This is a genomic window from Formosa bonchosmolovskayae, from assembly GCF_051016085.1.
GTDB lineage: Bacteria > Bacteroidota > Bacteroidia > Flavobacteriales > Flavobacteriaceae > Formosa.
This window is the reverse complement of the sequence record NZ_CP174605.1, coordinates 2,103,835-2,124,031: the sequence shown is the minus strand read 5'-3', so window position 1 is coordinate 2,124,031 and position 20,197 is coordinate 2,103,835. Positions and strand designations below refer to the sequence as shown.

The window sequence follows — 20,197 nt, the reverse complement described above, 5'->3', positions numbered from 1 at the left end:
ATGGAATATTTAATAAAAGCATCGGCCGTGATTTGCATCTTTTATAGTTGCTATATCCTCTTACTACAAAAAGAAACTTTTTTTACGGCCAATCGTTGGTTTTTACTTTCTGGGCTTTTAATTACAGTACTATTGCCTTTTGTCGTGATTCCTATTTATATTAATGAAATCCCTCAAACTTTAGATTTAAGTCAGTTTACAACTGTAGAGCCAACTTCACAAACCTCCAGCTTATCTTGGACAACAATCGCAAGTGTAATCTATATTACAGGTGTTGTGTTTTTTCTAATTCGATTTATAATTGAATGCCTATCGCTAAACCTTTTTATGAAATCTCAGAATATAAAATCAGAAGGTGGTTTTAATATTTCTGAAACCACTCAAGACACTCCTCCGTTTTCATTCTTTAAAACCATTGTTTATAATCCGAGTCAGTTTACAGACACTGAACTCACACATATTATAAATCACGAAAAAGTACATGCTCGTGATTATCATTCTGTAGATATTTTAATTTCAAAATTAGCAACTATTGTGTTTTGGTGCAATCCATTTATTTGGTTGTACAAAAAGGCACTCATTCAGAATTTAGAATTTATAGCCGATTATAAATCAATACAGCAAACGCATTCAACAAAAACATATCAAAACGTATTACTTAAATCATCAGTGCTTACTCATCAAATGCCACTGACAACTAATTTTTATAATTCATTAATCAAAAAACGAATCCTTATGTTAAACACATCAAAATCGAAACCCATCCGTGTATTAAAATACGTGGTAATCGCACCCTTACTTTTAGCTTTTTTAATGAGCTTCAATACAAAAACAGTTTACAAAACTGACAACGCCACCTCAGCCATTTCAAATATAGATGACACTGAAATTATCGGATTAATTACAAAAGATCATAGCGAAGAACAATTAAATGCCATGATTTCAACTTTCGAAGCGCAACACATTACTCTAATCATAAAAAACGTAAAGCGAAATACTTCAAACGAAATAAAATCCATCTCTATTGAAGCCAAATCTAAAGACCAAAAAGTAAACTATAATATAGATTCAGAAGCTCCTATTGCACCCATAAAAATTTCTTACAGCAACACTACAAACACATTATCTATTGGTAAATCTGAGACTAGCTCAGATATCGTCTTTACCTCATCTAAAAACGCCAAAAACGTGAACACGAGCAACAATAGCGGACTTGTTATTAATACCTCCGATGGTTCTGGTAGTTTTGTTCTTAAAAGACTAACAGAGGATAATACCGATAAAAATGTGATGTTTATTAGCGAGGACGGAAAAACTACACATGTAACAACTTCAAAGGAACACATAAGCCCAGATATTACACCTGAAACCGAGGAGACATCTTTTATCGACACTGATGCTATCTACGCTAAACCCACAGAACAAAACAAAGAAAATCAAGCAATTAACACTACAACAGACCCTATTTATATTTTAGACGGAAAAGAAATAACTAAAACAGAGTTGAACGCGATAAATCCAGAATCTATCGATCATATAAACGTTTTAAAAGGCAAAAAAGCGGAAGAAAAATATGGAGAGAAAGGAAAGCATGGCGTTGTTGAAATTACAACAAAAACCGATACAGTAAACAGTGACAGCTCGAAACAAAGCTCGGAAATAAAAGTTATTGGCCCCAGCAAAGTAGGCTCTCCCTTAATTATTGTAGACGGCAATGAAATGTCTGAGGGAGACATGAAAAAAATAAATCCAGATACTATTGAAAGTATGAATGTGTTAAAAGATGAATCGGCAACTAAAAAATATGGAGACAAGGCCAAAAATGGAGCTATAGAAATTACATTGATAAAATAATCGCATAGATTTAAATGTATTATTAGAATTAGACCTCACGCGTTTTTAAAACGGTGAGGTCTTTTTTATGACCAGTATAGTAATAGTAATAGTAATCAAAATGACACAAATTATATAAAACCAATTTTCTAATTTAAGATATCGTATTATATTTGAACTATGGAAATATACAACCCCAAAGAATGGTTGAAAGCCGTATTTTACCTACACAAGTCAGATACGCTTATTAAACTTTATCCCTATTTAATAATAACAGCAATTTATTCAGGCGCGATTGCTTTTTACGAACTTGAGTACTTAAACTTATCAGCTAAAAGTTGGGTAAAAAATATCACTATTGTTCACAGTCTCTTAGGTTTTGCGTTATCACTCGTTTTGGTTTTTAGAACAAATACGGCTTACGACAGATGGTGGGAAGCCAGGAAGCAATGGGGCGCATTAACTAATGTAAGTAGAAATTTAGCCTTAAAACTTAATGGCCTTCTGGAAGAAGAAGATGCGGCAGTTCGTCACTTTTACAGAAAAGCTATCCCGATGTATTCACAAAGCTTATTTGCATTTTTAAGATCGGATTACACAACCTATATGTTAGACGATCATGAACACCCTGAATTAGGTGATGCTTTTAGCACAAAAAAACATGGTCCAAATCAGGTTGCCGCCTTAATTTTTAAGAAGACAAACTTGCTATATAAAGAAGGTAAAATTTCAGGAGAACAATTTTTACTTCTTAATAACGAACTAGAGGGCTTAACTAATATTTGTGGCGCCTGCGAACGTATTAAAAACACACCTATTCCGCATTCTTACAGCTCGTTTATTAAAAAATTTATTGCCCTATTTGTCGCTACACTTCCAATAGGCTATGTGTTTTCCTTAGGCTATTTTGTTATTGTTGCCGTACCTTTTATTTTATATATTTTAGCCTCTTTAGAATTAATTGCCGAAGCTAACGAAGATCCTTTTGGGTTGGATTACGACGATCTACCCATCGAAAAAATGGCAGACAATATGAAAAAACATACACACGAATTATTACATCCGTAAATAAAGCGATACTGTTATCAGCAAAAAAAAGACACCTGCTATAGGTGTCTTTTTTGTGTATTTCATAAACATCTAAAAACGCTTTTCTGAGGTCATTGGGTTTAACCAACGTTTAGAAACTTTAGTATGCTTCTTATCTGTAAGAGCTGTCTGCTCACGCTTTAAGTAACGCGATCTAGCTTCCTTTAATTCTGTTTTAAAACGACCACTATTAAAAGCAACACTGGCATCTCCATTGGCACGTTGCTCTAACAAATAAAATTCTTTTTGCAAGGCCTCACTACCATAAATAGAAACAAAGGCCTGCATACTTGGTATTTCGGAATCCAATTTAAGTAACCAAATTTTAAGCTGATTAAGAATGTTATAATGATTAGAGTGTCCTAAGGCACGTTCCAAGTTTTTAAATGCATATGCCTCAGAAGCATGGTACCTTTTAGATTGGACCTTAATCTTTCTGTAAATCCACGGTAACAGTCTATAAAGTAAGTATAAGACCAGTATACCAAGTACAAGATATTCTACAAAAGTCTTTACAGGTAACCCTAATATTAAAAATGGTTTCTCCTCTTCAGGCACTGTTGCTGTTTCTGCTTCAAGTTGTTTTTTAATACCGGCCAGCATGCTTAAATCTGGATTAGGCTCCACATGTATAGTGACCGAATCGATTACTTTTTTATAGAATTTACGATTACCATAGTTCCAATACACAAATTCTATTCTTGGCAAGGTAATGTCTCCTTCCTTTTCAAATAAATAATTAGCACCATCTGTACGATTTGCGGACACATAGGTTTTGGTTTTATTAGTATTTACGGTAGGGCGCTTAGGATAAATACTCACTCCAGCTACACTATCCCAAACTACCGCAGGAATAAATTCACCAAGCGTTCCTGACGCACTTCTATGAATAGAACGCTGTAACACATCTCCAACCATAACTTTCTTTGTACTCTCGTTCCATTTTTCACTAACATTAAGTGTACTAGACACTAACCAATTATCCGGATTATAGCCTGCGGGCACCCCTTTTACCGTAATCGCTTTCGATTTGGTGTGTATAGTATGTTTTATCCCCTTATAACCTCCCGGTTTAGGCGATTCTACTTGTATAGATAATTCCGGAATGGTTATTACACCTTCCTGAGTTGGAAATACATTATAAATAAAGTCGACACCAGAAAACTGTTTACCACTAAAAGTTCTAGTATTAGACACCGATCTAAAATATACCGTAAGGGCGCCTTCAACTTGAATATTCCCCACATCGACTCCCTTAGTAAACCAAGTATTGGAATACACAGAAACCGTCATTTGTATAGGTTGTCCGATATAAGCTTCGGTATGATTAACCGAGGTATAGCTTATTAACTGTTGGGCATATCCAAAGTTAATCCCCAACAGAAACAACACTGCTATTATTTTAAATTTTGCTACCATGTTGTTTGAGTGTTTTCAACCTCAACTTGATTCTTTTTCACTTGGTATTTAAACTTATGTGTTAAGAATAAAGCAGGATCATCGTCTACTTTTCGCATTAAAATATTTTTAGGAATAGCGCCTTTCCCCGATTTAAAATCGTCTGGCAATTCATCAAGCTCTTTCCCCTTACGTTTACCGGTTTCAACCGTTTCTTCTAAACGTTCTTTCTCCATATCTTTTTTGGTCGCTTTTTGTCCACCACCACTTAAATCTTCGGGAGATGTGTTTTGTTCGTTTTTGGCGTTTGGTTTTTCGCCTTCCACTGTACTTTCTTCAACCGACATCTTACTCACCCCAGCTAAAACTTCATTTATATTTTGTAGATTCCTATTGGCCTGTTCCATACTCGGATCATTCTTTACAAGCGTCGTAAATATCTCTTGAGCCTTTTCTAGATTTCCTAATTTAGCATAAGTCAGTCCTAAATTATAGAGTCCGTTTGCCGTAGAATCTTTCTCAAACGCTTCTCGTGCATTAGTATAGTCTCCGCCTTTATAATAGGCTACACCTTGACGTAACGGATCTTTAAAATCTTTTGCTGCCGCAATATAATTCTGATTGTCGAATTCCTCTTGCGCTTGGTACTCCTTAGTATACCACAAATCCTTAAACTGAAAGTCTGCTACGTCCTCTTTTCCTTCTTCTTCAATAGTGCTACAAGACGACAAGCTTACCAGCACCATCACGCTCAGCAAACTCCACCCCTTTCTAAAACTAAACAGAAATAAAATCATAACAGGAATAATTAACCAATACCCCTGATCTTCCCAGTTCTCGTCTTCATTCTTCGGTTTTTCTTCGAAAATAAGATGATCGCTTACCGTTTCTGAAAATATGGTCACATCACTTTTATCCAGCGTTAAGTCCATTATTTTTACTTTATCAATACCTCGTAATGCATTTAAATTATCGGTTTGTAAGGCAGAGGTAACGGGCTTTCCCTTTATTTTTAAATCGTATTTATGATTAGTAAACGAAGGCACATGCCCCCCCAGTTCCGAAGCAAAGGGATAGACATTTAGCGTGATATTATTTTCTTGAACAAAAGCACTTACCGTTTGCGAGTTTAATCCTTCCAAATCGTCTGTAATTAACACAATTTGCCCTGGCGCTTTATTATCTACAAACAGTGTTTGTAGTTTCGCGAATACCATATTAAATCCCGTACCACGAGCAGGCATCATATGAGGTTGTAATCCATCTAAATTATCCTGAATTATTTTATAATCTGTTGTAAACGGCACGACAGTATGTGCAGATCCTGAAAACACAATAAGTGCGGTTTCTGCTCTAGGATTGGCTTCTAATAAATCATTTATTTTAAACTTAGCACGCTCCAATCTATTTGGAGATACATCGGTAGTTAGCATACTTTGTGATAAATCTAAAGCAATAACCAGTTTTGAAGACACTTTTTTAGCAGGTGCTTTTTCTTCGCTCCATGTAGGTCCTAAAAAGCCCAAAAAGCCGAGTCCGAATAACACTAAAAGCGAAGCATGCAACAGCCTAGATTTCCAAGTCGTTCCGTTCTGAATCACATAAGGTTGCAAATGTTTTGCAATGTGTTTTTTCCAACGATTGTTCTCTCCATAAAAGAAAATACCCAACAGAATAATTACAGCCATAGGTATAGCTATCCAAATATAATCAGGGCGCAGAAAATGGAATTTATCCCAATCTATGTCTTTTAAAAACTCCATAGATTACGTGGTTTTAAATCGTTTCACAATGAGTATTAAATTATTTATAGTGACCGCTAAAAGTCCTAATGCCAATGCAATTCCTAACGGAATATAATACAACAAGGTTTTAGGCGTATAACTTTCTTCTTCGTATTCTATAGGTTCTAACGTATCTAGTTCTTTATAAATATCCTCTAGGGCTTTGGTATCCTTCGCTCTAAAATATTTTCCGTTGGTCATTTCGGCAATGTCTTGAAGTGTACGTTCATCTAAATCTGAATCTTGACTATTCGGATCGCCAATTCCAATTGTGTAAATTACGGTAGAATCTTTCTTTGCTAAGTTAGCGGCATCTAATGGCAGGATTTCCATACCACTATCTACCCCATCTGTTAAGATTAGCATTACTTTATGCGGAATGGTATCACGCTGAAACAAGTCCATACCTTTTACAATGGCCTTCCCTATATTTGTCATTTGCCCGGCCATCCCCACATCAGCTTCATCTAACATGGTGCTTACCGTTTCTAAATCCGATGTAAAAGGTGCTTGTACATAGGCGTTAGATGCAAAAAACAGCAGACCTAAACGGTCACTTTTACGTTCTTTTACAAAGTCTTTCATTATATCTTTTACAGCTGCCCAACGCGTTGTGCGCTTGCCATCGATGGCCCAATCAGTATTAGCCATACTGAATGATAAATCGGCTGCGATTAAGAAATTACGAGACGTTTTAATCTTTTTTTCTGGTTTCCCCACCAATTCTGGTGAGGCCAAGGCCACGATTAATAGCAACCAAATGCTGTACATCACGGTCCATGTAAACCAGTTTCTTTTTTTTATATACGATGCCTTTTTAGCTTTCTGACCGGATACCTCTACCGCTCTATTAAAATAAGGAAATCGCAAGGCGCTACTTTTATTTTTTATAGCAGGCAATAGCCAATACACTAACAGTGGTAACGGCAACAATAAAATGACAAACGGATATGCGAATTGAAAATTATCTGGCATGATGCTGTATCCAATGGATGCTTTTGTTAGTAAATTGGTCTTTATTAAATGCAGATGTCTGTTGTAATTCGTGCTTATAAACGGCATCTAGTATAACAGATTCATCAGTTTTAAACTGTGAGGTAGTTACTTTAGAATCTAAAAAATGTATCCAATCGCTACCGTATAACCCAGCAACTTCTTTTCGTCCGAACGATTGCATTGCCGTATCTTTTAAGACAAATAGAATAGAATTAATAAGTTCTACAGGCGATAAATCGGTTTGCTGTTTCAACGTCTTGATTTCGGCAATCGCATCTCTTAAATATTGTTTCTTTTTGTAGTTCTGATAGATTTTATATCCCAAAACAACCAGTAAAACAGCTATCAGGAAAAATACAATTTTCCATCCTAATGTTTCAAACGTAAACGGAACCGGACTAGGCTCTATAACATCGCCTAGCTCTAAAGCTTTGGTAGGTGTCGGGTCTTGAAACCAGAACAAATTATGTAGTTTTAAAAACAGCATCTATTATTTTGGTATATATTGAGTAAATACATTTACTAATTGTTCCTCTAAAGGATCGACGGTATTTATTTTAAAAAGGGTTATGTTGTATTTCTCTATTTCTTCCTTAAAACCATCGTAATTGGTTTTAAAATCCGATTTCAAATCTTCTACAATCTTTTCCCTTTTTTTAAGAATACTTATTTGTTTTTTTCCGTTAGTTAAAGACATCTTTTTCGGAGGTAATTCTTCTTCCATCGGATCGTAAACCTTAACCAAAACCACATCGTTATGTTGCGATAGCAGACTTAAATACTGAATCATTTCAGCATTATATCTATGGAAATCACTAATTATTATCACCAAGTAATCGTGGGTAATGATATTATTTAGCTTGGCAATCATGTCTTTTAAAGAGGCTGCAAAATCAAAATCGTTCTGCTTGTAAATCTCTTGATTCGCCTCAACAATCTTCTGAAAAAACTGAAGCATGTTCCGTTGGTCTCGCTTTGGCGTAAGCAAATCGTAAGACTCTCCTTTCATGACTAATCCGCCAATACGGTCGCCTCCTTTTAATATCTTATAGGCCGCCACAGCAGCTAATTCTCCTGCGACTACAGCTTTTGTTTTATGTACAGAGCCAAATCCCATCGTTGGAGATTGGTCTACAAATATAAAGGCTGGTTTTTCTTTTTCTTCGGTAAACACTTTAGTATGCGTTACACCAGTTTTAGCGGTAACTTTCCAATCTATATTTCTAATATCGTCGCCTATAACATATGGTCTAGCCTCTTCAAAATCGAGTCCTCTACCACGTAATCGCGACGCATAGCGTCCAGACAACACACTGTTCGATTTTTGCTGTCCGACGTTAAAATTGAGTACCGTATTTAACCACTCGTATTGCAATAAATGCTCGAGCGTTAAAAACACAGTATTATCTTTAGAATGGGTTTTCATGGAGAATCGTTTTGTAAACGTATTAAGCCACTACAGCTACAACTTCTAAAATTTTATCAATTACTTGATTGGTTGTTATGCCTTCTGCTCGGGCTTTATAACTTAAGGCAATACGATGTCTAAGTACATCTTTTATAACGGCCTGAATATTGTCTGGCGACACAAAGTCCTTTCCATTCATCCATGCGTTAACACGACTACAACGGTCTAAAGCTATGGTTCCACGCGGACTTGCTCCAAAGTCGATCCATCCAGCAAGATCTTTATCGAAACGTTCTGGGTATCGTGTTGCCGAAATTAAACTCACCATATATTTCTCTAATTCTTCGGTCACTTTAACCACGTTAATTTCGTTTCTCGCATCGAAAATATGTTGCTGAGAAATAATTTCGGGAGCTGTGTGAGAAGATTTAACAGCTACGCTTTGCTCGGCTTTATTCAATCTTAAAATTCCTAATTCTGAAGCGTCGTCTGGATAATCGATAACTACATGCATAATGAAACGGTCCATTTGTGCTTCTGGTAACGGATAAGTTCCTTCTTGCTCAATCGGGTTTTGGGTAGCCATGACCATAAACAAATTATCCATTTTGTATGTACTTCCAGCAACAGTAACCTGACGTTCTTCCATGGCTTCTAAGAGTGCCGATTGTACTTTGGCTGGTGCACGGTTAATCTCATCGGCCAAAATAAGGTTACTAAAGATAGGTCCCTTTTGGAAGATGAATTTCTCGGCTTCATCGGGCTGATAGATCTCGGTACCGGTTATATCTGTAGGTAATAAATCCGGTGTAAATTGTATACGGCTTAAATCGCAATCTAAGTGTTTAGACAACGTTTTTATCGCTCTCGTTTTTGCTAATCCTGGCAATCCTTCTAGAAGCATATTCCCATCGGCGAGCAATACTAAAATTAAACGATCTATAAGTTCTTGTTGTCCGATAATAGATTGAGACATCGCTGACTTAAGGTGTACTACAGCTTCGTGTGGCGTCATAATAAATGTGTTTAAATATATGCTTTGGGTTTAATAAAGCAAGGAACCGCCCATACGAACGGTTCCCTTGCTATAACAAAATAGTGTTTATTTTTTACCTGCTTCTGTTAATTTATCCATGGTATCTCCAAGGTTAAAACTTGCAGCTTTCATACGTGGTGGATATTGCTCGAACGTAGAAATAAATTTACCTACATATTCCGATGCTGGTAACAATAAAAATACGTGATCTAAATACCAGTCCCAATAGGTGTTAGAAGTTGTTGTTGCAAATTCATAAGGATCTCTTCTTAAATTATAAATCCATGGAATTCTTGTTGTCACCATAGGCTTAGACCAAGTATCTAAAGTTCCTTCAGAGTCTTGATGCATAAATGTTACTTTCCAATCGTGGAAACGCAGTGCCATTAATTCACCATCATCAGAGAAATAGAATAATTCCTCACGAGGACCTTTTTCAACTTCACCAGTTAAATATGGTAAGAAGTTATACCCATCTAAGTGCACTTTAAACGTTTTACCGTTTGCTTTGTGTCCTGTTAATAATTTTTCTTTCACATTTGGATCTCCTGCAGCAGCGACATAAGTTGGCATCCAATCTAAACCAGACATGATTTCGTTAGACACAGAACCGGCTTTAATTTTACCAGGCCAACGCACCATTGCAGGTGTTCTCCAACCACCTTCCCAGTTGGTGTTTTTCTCGCCTCTAAACGGATTAACTCCTGCATCTGGCCAAGTATTTTTATGTGGTCCGTTGTCTGTACCGTAGTGCACGATTGTATTATCGGCTATACCTAATTCGTCTATAACTTTTAAGAATTTCCCGATATGCATGTCGTGTTCTACCATACCATCTCCGTACTCATTCTGTCCAGAAATACCAGTTAATTCTGGTTTTACGTGTGTTCTAAAGTGCATACGTGTACCATTCCACCATACAAAAAATGGTTTTCCAGAAGCCACAGATTTTTTAATAAATGCGATGGCAGCATCAGACGATTCGTCGTCAATGGTTTCCATACGCTTTTTAGTTAAGGGTCCTGTATCTTCAATTTTACCGTCGGCAGTAGAATGTATTACACCTCTAGGTCCGAACTTCTTAGCGAAATTAGGGAATTGTTTAGGGTCTGGATAATCTCTTAATTCTGGTTCCTCTTCGGCATTTAGGTGATATAAATTTCCGAAAAACTCATCAAAACCATGATTAGTAGGCAACATTTCGTCACGGTCTCCTAAGTGATTTTTACCAAATTGTCCAGTAACATAGCCCATAGGTTTTAATAATTCGGCAATAGTAGGGTCTTTTTCTGAAATCCCTTGAGCAGCACCTGGCATACCTACTTTACTTAATCCGGTACGCAATACACTTTGTCCTAAGATAAAAGTAGATCGTCCTGCAGTACAACTTTGCTCTGAATAGTAATCTGTAAAAATCATCCCTTCATCTGCAATTCGGTCTATGTTAGGTGTTCGGTAACCTACTAGTCCCATGGTATAGGCACTAATATTAGATTGTCCAATATCATCGCCCCACAGGACCAAGATATTTGGTTTTTTCTGTGCGAATGCAGAAGAGACTAATCCCGCCGCAAGCAACAGTGTAAATAATTTAGATTTTTTCATAAAAAAATTGGTAATGGTTATTAATTATATTGATTTAAATGTGCTTCTAAAATAAAAAAAAATCGCACACATCTTTTACAAAAACACTTAAAATTAGCGCATTAACTTAAAAAATTATCAACAAAACACACCTAATACTAAGTAATTGGCAGGTCTTTAACGCAAGCCCAAGTGTTTATCGATATGTTGTTTACTCAAAATCGAATATGGTTTTAAAATCATTTTTCATATCGACTACCAACCAGTTTTTCTCCTTCGCTTCAACTAAAGCGGTTTCTAGATGGCCACTAAGCGTTTTGGTGTCGTATTCAAATTCACGTTCGCCATCGGTATGGTGTAAAATTACGCACATCGATTTGTATTTAGAGCTTGATGTATATTGCATCATGGCCTGGTCGCCATCACTATTTCCACCACAGAATACGGGTTTCTTTCCTATAAAACGGTGAATAGCTTGTGGTTTTCCTGCTTTATCATCTACATAAATGTCACCAGAGACTTTAGTTATGGTTGGTTTTCCATCCATCACCTCATATTTCGTTTCGCCATAACTACCAATCACTTGGTAAGGCGGAATATCGTAAGCCTCTTCGGCAAAAGCACGCATAAAATCTGCACCACCACCACTTACAATAAAGTTTTTAAAATCGTGAGCTTTTAAATAGTCTAACAATTGCAACATTGGTAAATACACCACCTCATCGTAAGGTTTGTTGTATTTTTTACTCATGGTGGTATCGATCCACGTTTTTACCGACGCCTGAAATTCGTCTTCTGTTTGCGCCGTATGTGTTTTATCTATAATAGACATTAAGCCTTTCATTCCTGCTTTTTTTAACGGCTCAAAATCGCCTTTTGCAACACCACTAAGTAGAGCGTCTTTTTGCCATTCTGGGTGATTAGGCATTTCTTTTTTCAAGTAATCAAACATAAATTGAACCTGATTTGGCACGGGTTGTTCTGGCCATAAGGTACCGTCGTTATCGAATACAGCAATACGGTCGGCTACAGGAATAAAATCTGCAGCCCCTTCTGTAGTTACGGCGGTTACCCAATCTTCAATACGTTTTTTAGGGGCATCTGCCCATGCACTTAGAGCGTTGCTGGTTACAACCTCGGTTACAGCCATTTCAGATTCTGTTTTAACTTCAGGTTTAGTTTCTTCTTTACAACTAGTTACAACACATAGTACAGAAGCAATAATGAAAGTAGGAAATGTAATTTTCATAATTTTGATTTTGAATAAATATTGACACTTAAATATACCTAAAAATGAAGCACTTACAACATCTTTAGATTGAATTTAAGTAAAAAAAAACTGATACAATTTTTACATTGTATCAGTTTTTATATCCTTAAAAATTAATTAATTTCTTGTAGGTGTTTGTAACGTTTGGATTACTTTATCGATACTTAAAGAGCTTCCTTTTCTTGGAGGGAATTCTTTAAATGTACTTAAGAATTTACCAACATAATTTTGTGCTGGTACCATCATCCACATTTGGTCTGCATAATTTCTTATGTATAACGCAGCATCCATAGATACTTCAAACGGGTCGTTTCTTAAGTTTAAGATAATTGGCCAAGATGGAGACTTTCTATACGCTTCGTTAATTGAACCTTCCATAATAGAGAAGTGTAATTTCCAATCGTCGTAACGTAATGCGTTTAAGTTTCCTGCAGCATCAAAATAAAAGATCTCATGTCTTTTACCTTCACCTTTTTTAAGTTCACCTGTTAATAATGGTAATTGGTTGTAACCATCTAAGTGCGCTTTAAACGTTTTACCAGAGTAAGATTTACCTTTTAATAATTCTTCTTTTACATTAGGGTTTCCTGCTGCTGCTAATAATGTAGGCATCCAGTCTTCCTGAGAGAAGATATCGTTAATAACAGTTCCTGGCTTAATGTGACCTGGCCATTTTACCATAGCAGGTACTCTAAATCCACCTTCCCAAGTTGTTCCTTTTTCACCTCTAAATGGAATAGTTCCACCGTCAGGGAATGTAAACTTCTCAGCACCGTTATCTGTAGAGAATACAACAATAGTGTTGTCTTCAATACCTAATTCGTCTAATTTATCTAATACCATACCTACACCATCATCTAATTCCATCATAGCATCAGCATATAAACCGTAACCAGATTTGTGTAAGTATTTGTCAGATAAATGTGTCCATACGTGTGTACGAGTAGAGTTAATCCATGCAAAGAACGGCTTATTAGCTTTTGCATTCTTTTCGATGAATTTTAAAGCAGCTCCAATAAACTCAGAATCTGCAGTTTCCATACGCTTAACCGTTAATGGCCCCGTATCTTCTACTTTACCATCGGCAGTAGATTTAAGTACTCCTCTTGGTCCGTATTTTTTACGGAATTCAGGATCTTTCGGATAGAATTCTGTTTCTGGCTCTTCTTCAGCATTTAAGTGATAAAGGTTACCAAAAAATTCATCAAAACCATGGTTAGTAGGTAAGTGCTTGTCTTGATCCCCTAAGTGGTTTTTACCAAACTGTCCGCTTGAATATCCTAGAGGTTTTAATAATTCAGCAATTGTTGGATCTGCTGCATTAATACCATGTTCAGAACCTGGCATACCAATAGTTAATAATCCTGTTCTAAACGGGTGTTGTCCTAAGATAAAAGACGCACGACCAGCAGTACAAGATTGTTGCGCATAATGATCGGTGAATAATGCACCTTCATTTGCAATACGATCAATGTTAGGTGTTGTTCCCCCCATCATACCGTTGTGATATGCGCTAATGTTCCACATTCCCACATCGTCTCCCCAAAAGACCACGATGTTTGGCTTGTTTTGTGCAAATGCCGCCGTGGCCAAAGCCAGAAGCATTACAGTAAAAAATTTGTTTTTTTTCATAAAAAATTTGGTTAATAATTAGACTTAAAAATTGATTAGTGTTATAAACACTTCCTTTTTTACGGAAAGCTAATTGAAACTATACGGACAAAAATAGTAGTTTTTGAGCTACTCTATCATGGACAAATCATGGACAAAATTACACTTTATTTAAAATGATATAATATATTCGTCTAATTGTTCTTCCGGTTTTAAACCTAGTTTCTTTTTTAATCTGTATCTTTTTTTTGCCAATCCTTCTTTAGAAATATTCATGATGCTACACACTTCCGAGGTATGCATTTGCATTTTTAAATATGCGCAATATTTTAATTCTCCTTTAGTAATATTAGGGTGTGTGGCCGATAGCGTTTCGAAAAAATTGTAATGAATTTCTTTGAACAGCTTTTTAAACACCCGCCAATTATCGTGCGTAGAAAAATGATTTTTAATCTCGCTGGTTAATGTTTTTATATCCTTAGAGCGTAAATGATTGACATCTTGCCGCTCTATATTTTCTAATTTTAATAATACATTCTGAAGAAGTTCTTCCTTTTCTTGTTCCTGTAAGGCTATAGAAAATAATTCTTTTTCTTTTTGCTGTTTCTGCAACTCCAAGCGTTTAATTTGTTCCTTAGCACTCATTAAATCAGAAACGTCCATACCCATCCCCATAAAGAAATTCCGATTGTGTAACGAGAACCCAAAGCCTTCAAATACATACGGCACTTCGCCATCTTCTTTAGATAAAATATTTGCATAGACGTTTTTAACGCTTCCCGTTTCTATAAGAACATTAAAACATTCTTTTAAGTAAGGTTGAGTTTCCTCCCCTACAAACGACATTAGATTGGCATTTAACAGCTCTTCGGGTGTGCGTCCAGTAACCGTTTGGTGTTTATTATTCCAGCGTTTTAAATAAGCCTCGTCCCCGATTACTTCGTAGAGGTAAAAAATACCTGGCAGGCAATCGACCAATTCCTGATTAAACATAGCATCTAAAGCTAAAATATCTTCTGTAGGCTGAAACATAATATGTATTTAATACAACACTGTTAAAATTTAAGGGTGCAAAATATAAAACTTTAGACTAACCCTATGTATCTAGAGTCTTTTATACACGAGAAACCTAGGGCTCTTACCACATAACACGCTCATTTACAAGGCATAAATTTACAAAACTCTTTTATATAATTTATATATCTCGCTATAACGTTACAAGAACAAAAACCCTTCGATATTTTGCCACTACATGCGTTAAAACACACACAATGCACTAACTAACAGGCATATACGTAAATATACGTATTTTTATTTAAAGTGTGTTTTATGTTTATATATTTCACTAAATTAGAGCTAACACATTAGATAACAACTCATTACACAACAACAAAAAACTTCAAAAACGATGACAAAAACAAGCCCCAACCTACCGCAAATTCAGAATGAAAATATTCATTTAGATTCCCAATTTTATAAAGATGAAGAATGGCTAAACACAGATCAGGCCATAGCTTATTTAAACATTAGCAGAAGCACCTTATACCGGTTGCGCAAATACCATCGCATTCCCAGTTTAAAATTAGGGCGCTGTCCGATATTTCCAAAGCACTATTTAAATAAAATACTGTTGTTTAAAGCCAAACAAAATTTAAAACCGGAATAAGATCTAAAGGAGTAGATTTTAAAACGACAACTAAAAGGGGTATGCATCCCGATAAGGTTGTCGCAATACAGAGCGCATTAAAGTATAACATTTTGTACACCTTAACACGCTCTATTAATACTTGCAACATAATACTACTTTCTTACACCATAGTAACACGTCCTAAATATGTACTAATGGCTGCCAAATTGGTATCGGGCTTATTAAAAGACGCCCATACTTCTACATCGAATCCAGCCATAAAAGCAGGTAAGGTTACACTTCCCGAAGTTGCATCTCGGGTATCTACCGACAAGTTGGTATAAAACGTATCTAAATCGGGCGCATAAACTACCACAATTAACTCATCGAAGGGCGAAGCATTCCCTTGTCCGCTATTATCTGCCCAGCTAAAATTTAAAGTTTGCCCAGCCGCCGCACTTACCGCACCACGATCTAAACCACGTAGATCGCCCTTACTAATAAGCACCTTGGTAAAATCGATAACATACCCCAAAGGGCTATCTACTACAGCCTCTTTTAAATGATATGAGGTTGCTATATTAAAACGAGATTTATCGCCCTGCCTATTACCAAAATACAAACTCACTACCGATATAATGGGAGTTAAGAACAAGATTACCGCTTTAAATTTTTCGCGTTGCTCTAACTGCTTAGGAGTTGGCGTATACTTACCCCGTTGTGGTAAACTACGCATTACATCTTTACCGCGCCACCGCGATCCTACAACATTGCCTACTTTTCCTGAAAATCCGCCCAGGATGCCTTTTTCAAAAATTGCCATAATAATATATTTTATTGGTTACTATTCCACCAAATTACAACCTATAACACTAAAAAACATACACTTGACACGTATTAACCGAAGAAGATTAAAAGAGAACGCACCCGAACTGTAATGATGTGTTTTGAAACATCCTGACACATGGTGACACAAACTGAATGCGGTAGAACCAGCAAGAACCGACATGATTTTTCCTGACACACCAATCGTGGCGGAACGGGGTTTTGTTCGAGTCTTGTTCGGGTCTTGTTCAGTAGAGGCTCGGGTGTATTTTCCAAAAATGGGGCTTTATCTGGACGAGACTCGACTGTGAATGGGTGATGGTATTGGGAAAGCTAGAAATAAATAAATGCTATAGTTTTAGATTTCTGTTATAGGTTCTCGACTGCGCTCGAACGCCCTATGAAAATGATTTGTTTTTAAGGTTTTGCCTATAATTTGGAAGCTGATTGCCTAACCTATATCTCTTTTTTCTTTTCTGAATTGTTCTAAAAGTAAACAGGATAGGCTTGGCTTGCAATTTTCTGAATTGTGTTCTCGACTTCGCTCGAACGCCCTAGCAAATGATTTGTTCTTTGGGTTTGAGTTATAAATTGTAAGCTGACAACCAAGACCGCACTCCTCTTTTCTTTTCTGTATTGCTAAAAAAAAGAATCAGCATATTCTAGGCTTTTGAATTTTTGTTTTAGGTTCTCGACGCCGCTCGAACGCCCCAGCAAATGATTTGGTTTTAGGGTTTTGCCTATAATTTGGAAGCTAGCAACCTAAAATTAATACGTAAGTACCGAACGCACAGCATGTGGTTTTAGCTTGTCTTTACCGTTTAAAAATCCAAGTTCCATTATAAAGTTGCATTGTACAATCACGCCACCTAAACGTTCTACCAGTTTACAGACGGCTTCTGCGGTCCCTCCTGTTGCCAAAACATCGTCGTGAATTAACACGCGATCGCCAGGTTTAATGGCATCGACATGGATTTCTAAAACATCACTTCCGTATTCTAAGGCATAGGTTTCAGACATGGTTTCGTAGGGTAGCTTCCCAGATTTACGTACTGGAATAAACCCTGCGTTTAACGCTTGTGCCAATAGTGTTCCAAAGAAAAAGCCTCGTGCTTCCATTCCCACAACTTTATCTACCTGCTGTCCATCTATTTGTGTCAATAATGCGTTTAAACACAATTGTGTGGCCTCTGGATTATTTAATAATGGGGTTAAATCTTTAAATACGATTCCAGGTTTTGGAAAATCGTTTATATCGCGAATGTAACTTTCGATTGCTTTCATACTGCGAAGATAAAAAAAGTGCTTTATTTTCCGAATAGATTGGTAATCTGTTTCTTATTTATAGAATTACGCCTTACTTTTGCGGCAAGGCACTAATACACTCATGACAAACTCGTATTATCTTCTAAGCATACTACTAGCTATCTCCCTAATAAACAGTTGCAAACAAAGGCCAGAATTCTCAATACAAGAAGGAGATTTATTATTTCAAGATGTAGATTGCGGTCCGTTTTGCGAATCTATAGAAGCGGTAACCGAGGGTGTAAACCAATATAATTTTTCGCATATTGGATTGGTTATGGAAAGTGCTAATGGCGATTTAAAAGTTATGGAAGCCGTTTCTGCCGGAGTCGTATTAACACCAATTGATTCGTTTTTAAATAGAAGTTTAGATGCTTTTAATAAACCAAAAGTTGTTGTTGGCCGTGTAAAACCACAATTAAGCCACCTCATCCCAGAAGCCATAAGCTTTATTCATACCAAAATGAATGCAGAATACGATCCCTATTTTGATATTGATAACGACAAATATTACTGTTCGGAATTAATTCACTTAGCCTTTAAAGCGGCGAATAATAACGAACCTATTTTTAAGGAACAACCCATGACCTTTAAATCGCCTGAAACAAATGAGACCTTTGCGATCTGGGAAGTATATTTCAGAAATTTAGATTACGATATTCCCGAAGGACAGCCTGGTTTAAATCCTGGAGGCATGTCCCGTTCGTCTTATATCAATATTGTGCACCACTATGGCACACCCAGTAAAAAAGTCGCATTGTAATCTGCTGTAAAGCGCACTGTTCTGCCTGCCTCATAAACGATTTAAAACGCAAACGTTTTCAACCTTAAAATACCGACTGCTTTTTAATTTAGCCCCGGAAATAGTTTTAATTCATTCGGCTGTGTTGTATTTTTACTTGATATAACGTTTAAAAATGCAGTACTTATGAATATCGCAAAATACATAGACCACACCCTTTTAAAGTCTTCGGCAACAAAAAAGGATATTAAAACGCTATGTGAAGAAGCCCTGACATACAAGTTTTATTCGGTGTGTGTTAATAGCTTTTTTGTACCCTATGCCAAACTCTTACTAAAAGGAAGCGACGTTAAGGTATGTGCCACGGTGGGTTTCCCTCTGGGCGCAGTAAGTACCGAAACTAAAGTTTTCGAAACCAAAATGGCCATAGACCAAGGTGCCGAAGAAATAGATATGGTACTACAAGTGGGCATGTTAAAAAGTAACAATTTTGAAATGGTTTACGAAGACATTAAAGCGGTAAAAGCCTGCATGGGTAAAGTCCCTTTAAAAGTCATTTTCGAGATTAGCGAACTATCCGATTTCCAAATCATAAAAGCGACGCAACTGAGTATAAAAGCAAAAGCCGATTTTATAAAAACATCGACAGGCTTTTCGGCAAGTGGTGCGACCTTAGATGCCGTAGCCCTAATGAAAAAGACCGCCGAAGGCAAAGCTAAAGTAAAAGCCTCTGGAGGCATTAGAGATTTAAAAACGGCATTACAATTTATCGAGGCTGGTGCCGACCGTATCGGAACCTCGTCTGGCGTGTCTATAGTCGAAGCCCAAATAGCACAACACTAACGGCCAGTTCTATTTATTTTACCTAATTAAATGATTCCCCATGAGTTTACATATCGATGCTAAAAAAGGAGCAATAGCAGAAACTATTTTATTACCCGGAGACCCCTTGCGCGCCAAATGGATCGCAGAACATTACCTAGAAAACCCGGTGTGCTTTAACACCGTTAGAAATATGTTTGGATATACCGGAACCTATAAAGGTAAACGTATTTCGGTTATGGGCACAGGCATGGGCATCCCGAGTATATCTATTTATGCTACCGAGCTTATTAAAGATTTTGGGGTTAAAAATTTAATTCGTGTGGGTAGTGCAGGCTCTTACCAGAAAGATATAAAGATTAGAGATATAGTTTTAGCCATGGCCGCCTCCTCGTCTGGGATTAATAAAACCCGTTTTCATGGTGCCGATTATGCCCCTACAGCAAGCTTCGACTTGTTTCAAAAAGCAGTAACACGTGCTAACGACAAACAGATTGCCATTAAAGCAGGAAATGTATTGTCTAGCGACGAGTTTTATGCAGACGATTTCGAATCGTATAAACAATGGGCAGACTTTGGTGTGTTATGCGTAGAAATGGAAGCCGCTGGTTTATATACCGTAGCAGCCAAACACCAAGTTAATGCCTTGGCTATCCTTACCATTTCAGATTCTTTGGTTACGGGTGAGCGTACCACAGCCCAAGAACGCGAAACTACATTTAAAGACATGATAGACATTGCCTTAGATTTGGCATAACCGACCTCAGCGCAGTGCCTTAACACTGCGCTTTACTGTCGTATTCGCATTTATTCTCTTCACCACTCAGATTTACTAAGTCTCTGATTGCTTGAATATAGGCACCCTAC

18 protein-coding genes are annotated in these 20,197 nt (G+C 36.8%); 6 read left to right on the top strand and 12 right to left on the bottom strand.

All coding sequences use genetic code 11. The features are described from left to right. Positions 1–1,854: a M56 family metallopeptidase gene (locus ACKC83_RS09045; protein ID WP_434035267.1), complete on the top strand. Its 1,854-nt coding sequence runs from the start codon at positions 1–3 to the stop codon at positions 1,852–1,854. A gap of 159 nt (positions 1,855–2,013) precedes the next feature. Further along, positions 2,014–2,901 (top strand): bestrophin family protein, encoded by an 888-nt coding sequence (locus ACKC83_RS09040; RefSeq protein WP_434035266.1) that lies wholly within the window; start codon positions 2,014–2,016, stop codon positions 2,899–2,901. Between the two features lie 72 nt (positions 2,902–2,973). Here ACKC83_RS09040 and ACKC83_RS09035 read toward each other — a convergent pair whose 3' ends face one another. The 10 genes from ACKC83_RS09035 to ACKC83_RS08990 form a co-directional block, all read right to left on the bottom strand. Beyond that, positions 2,974–4,341 carry a BatD family protein gene (locus ACKC83_RS09035; RefSeq protein WP_434035265.1) on the bottom strand — a complete coding sequence of 456 codons (1,368 nt, stop codon included), beginning with the start codon at positions 4,339–4,341 and terminating at the stop codon, positions 2,974–2,976. Beyond that, positions 4,335–6,083 (bottom strand): VWA domain-containing protein, encoded by a 1,749-nt coding sequence (locus ACKC83_RS09030; protein WP_434035264.1) that lies wholly within the window; start codon positions 6,081–6,083, stop codon positions 4,335–4,337. The genes ACKC83_RS09035 and ACKC83_RS09030 overlap by 7 nt, the downstream gene beginning before the upstream one ends. A gap of 3 nt (positions 6,084–6,086) precedes the next feature. Beyond that, a complete protein-coding gene (locus ACKC83_RS09025) occupies positions 6,087–7,079 on the bottom strand; it encodes a vWA domain-containing protein (protein WP_414036031.1) in 993 nt (330 codons plus the stop codon). Further along, a complete protein-coding gene (locus tag ACKC83_RS09020) occupies positions 7,069–7,587 on the bottom strand; it encodes a DUF4381 domain-containing protein (RefSeq protein WP_434035263.1) in 519 nt (172 codons plus the stop codon). The genes ACKC83_RS09025 and ACKC83_RS09020 overlap by 11 nt, the downstream gene beginning before the upstream one ends. Positions 7,588–7,590: 3 nt before the next feature. Continuing rightward, positions 7,591–8,526, bottom strand: a complete 936-nt coding sequence (locus ACKC83_RS09015) for a DUF58 domain-containing protein (protein ID WP_434035262.1) — start codon at positions 8,524–8,526, stop codon at positions 7,591–7,593. 22 nt (positions 8,527–8,548) lie between these two features. Further along, positions 8,549–9,523 (bottom strand): AAA family ATPase, encoded by a 975-nt coding sequence (locus ACKC83_RS09010; RefSeq protein WP_434035261.1) that lies wholly within the window; start codon positions 9,521–9,523, stop codon positions 8,549–8,551. 87 nt (positions 9,524–9,610) lie between these two features. Next, positions 9,611–11,149 carry an arylsulfatase gene (locus ACKC83_RS09005; RefSeq protein ID WP_414036035.1) on the bottom strand — a complete coding sequence of 513 codons (1,539 nt, stop codon included), beginning with the start codon at positions 11,147–11,149 and terminating at the stop codon, positions 9,611–9,613. 190 nt (positions 11,150–11,339) lie between these two features. Continuing rightward, positions 11,340–12,377, bottom strand: coding sequence for an HAD family hydrolase (locus tag ACKC83_RS09000; protein WP_434035260.1), 1,038 nt, complete (start codon positions 12,375–12,377; stop codon positions 11,340–11,342). 138 nt (positions 12,378–12,515) lie between these two features. Next, positions 12,516–14,030: an arylsulfatase gene (locus ACKC83_RS08995; RefSeq protein WP_434035259.1), complete on the bottom strand. Its 1,515-nt coding sequence runs from the start codon at positions 14,028–14,030 to the stop codon at positions 12,516–12,518. A 150-nt stretch (positions 14,031–14,180) separates the two neighbouring features. Continuing rightward, on the bottom strand, positions 14,181–15,041 hold the full coding sequence (locus tag ACKC83_RS08990) for a hypothetical protein (protein ID WP_434035258.1): 861 nt from the start codon (positions 15,039–15,041) through the stop codon (positions 14,181–14,183). A gap of 376 nt (positions 15,042–15,417) precedes the next feature. Between ACKC83_RS08990 and ACKC83_RS08985 the strand changes: the two genes are divergently transcribed. Beyond that, positions 15,418–15,675 carry a helix-turn-helix domain-containing protein gene (locus tag ACKC83_RS08985; RefSeq protein WP_434035257.1) on the top strand — a complete coding sequence of 86 codons (258 nt, stop codon included), beginning with the start codon at positions 15,418–15,420 and terminating at the stop codon, positions 15,673–15,675. 142 nt (positions 15,676–15,817) lie between these two features. Here the strand turns inward: ACKC83_RS08985 and ACKC83_RS08980 are convergent, their stop codons facing one another. Then, on the bottom strand, positions 15,818–16,459 hold the full coding sequence (locus ACKC83_RS08980) for a DUF6266 family protein (RefSeq protein ID WP_434035256.1): 642 nt from the start codon (positions 16,457–16,459) through the stop codon (positions 15,818–15,820). A 770-nt stretch (positions 16,460–17,229) separates the two neighbouring features. Next, positions 17,230–17,745, bottom strand: coding sequence for an adenine phosphoribosyltransferase (locus ACKC83_RS08975; protein ID WP_434035255.1), 516 nt, complete (start codon positions 17,743–17,745; stop codon positions 17,230–17,232). A 103-nt stretch (positions 17,746–17,848) separates the two neighbouring features. Here ACKC83_RS08975 and ACKC83_RS08970 point away from each other — a divergent pair, with 103 nt between their 5' ends. The 3 genes from ACKC83_RS08970 to deoD all read left to right on the top strand — a co-directional run bounded on the left by ACKC83_RS08970 (position 17,849) and on the right by deoD (position 20,087). Next, positions 17,849–18,529 carry a YiiX/YebB-like N1pC/P60 family cysteine hydrolase gene (locus ACKC83_RS08970; protein ID WP_434035254.1) on the top strand — a complete coding sequence of 227 codons (681 nt, stop codon included), beginning with the start codon at positions 17,849–17,851 and terminating at the stop codon, positions 18,527–18,529. A 165-nt stretch (positions 18,530–18,694) separates the two neighbouring features. Then, a complete protein-coding gene (gene deoC / locus ACKC83_RS08965) occupies positions 18,695–19,351 on the top strand; it encodes a deoxyribose-phosphate aldolase (RefSeq protein WP_434035253.1) in 657 nt (218 codons plus the stop codon). 40 nt (positions 19,352–19,391) lie between these two features. Continuing rightward, on the top strand, positions 19,392–20,087 hold the full coding sequence (gene deoD, locus ACKC83_RS08960) for a purine-nucleoside phosphorylase (RefSeq protein ID WP_434035252.1): 696 nt from the start codon (positions 19,392–19,394) through the stop codon (positions 20,085–20,087). Positions 20,088–20,197: the final 110 nt, after the last annotated feature.

Coding starts and splice junctions, on each gene's coding strand:
- ACKC83_RS09045 (WP_434035267.1), top strand. CDS start 1: ATGGAATATTTAATAAAAGCATCGGCCGTGATTTGCATCTTTTATAGT.
- ACKC83_RS09040 (WP_434035266.1), top strand. CDS start 2,014: ATGGAAATATACAACCCCAAAGAATGGTTGAAAGCCGTATTTTACCTA.
- ACKC83_RS09035 (WP_434035265.1), bottom strand. CDS start 4,341: ATGGTAGCAAAATTTAAAATAATAGCAGTGTTGTTTCTGTTGGGGATT.
- ACKC83_RS09030 (WP_434035264.1), bottom strand. CDS start 6,083: ATGGAGTTTTTAAAAGACATAGATTGGGATAAATTCCATTTTCTGCGC.
- ACKC83_RS09025 (WP_414036031.1), bottom strand. CDS start 7,079: ATGCCAGATAATTTTCAATTCGCATATCCGTTTGTCATTTTATTGTTG.
- ACKC83_RS09020 (WP_434035263.1), bottom strand. CDS start 7,587: ATGCTGTTTTTAAAACTACATAATTTGTTCTGGTTTCAAGACCCGACA.
- ACKC83_RS09015 (WP_434035262.1), bottom strand. CDS start 8,526: ATGAAAACCCATTCTAAAGATAATACTGTGTTTTTAACGCTCGAGCAT.
- ACKC83_RS09010 (WP_434035261.1), bottom strand. CDS start 9,523: ATGACGCCACACGAAGCTGTAGTACACCTTAAGTCAGCGATGTCTCAA.
- ACKC83_RS09005 (WP_414036035.1), bottom strand. CDS start 11,149: ATGAAAAAATCTAAATTATTTACACTGTTGCTTGCGGCGGGATTAGTC.
- ACKC83_RS09000 (WP_434035260.1), bottom strand. CDS start 12,377: ATGAAAATTACATTTCCTACTTTCATTATTGCTTCTGTACTATGTGTT.
- ACKC83_RS08995 (WP_434035259.1), bottom strand. CDS start 14,030: ATGAAAAAAAACAAATTTTTTACTGTAATGCTTCTGGCTTTGGCCACG.
- ACKC83_RS08990 (WP_434035258.1), bottom strand. CDS start 15,041: ATGTTTCAGCCTACAGAAGATATTTTAGCTTTAGATGCTATGTTTAAT.
- ACKC83_RS08985 (WP_434035257.1), top strand. CDS start 15,418: ATGACAAAAACAAGCCCCAACCTACCGCAAATTCAGAATGAAAATATT.
- ACKC83_RS08980 (WP_434035256.1), bottom strand. CDS start 16,459: ATGGCAATTTTTGAAAAAGGCATCCTGGGCGGATTTTCAGGAAAAGTA.
- ACKC83_RS08975 (WP_434035255.1), bottom strand. CDS start 17,745: ATGAAAGCAATCGAAAGTTACATTCGCGATATAAACGATTTTCCAAAA.
- ACKC83_RS08970 (WP_434035254.1), top strand. CDS start 17,849: ATGACAAACTCGTATTATCTTCTAAGCATACTACTAGCTATCTCCCTA.
- deoC (WP_434035253.1), top strand. CDS start 18,695: ATGAATATCGCAAAATACATAGACCACACCCTTTTAAAGTCTTCGGCA.
- deoD (WP_434035252.1), top strand. CDS start 19,392: ATGAGTTTACATATCGATGCTAAAAAAGGAGCAATAGCAGAAACTATT.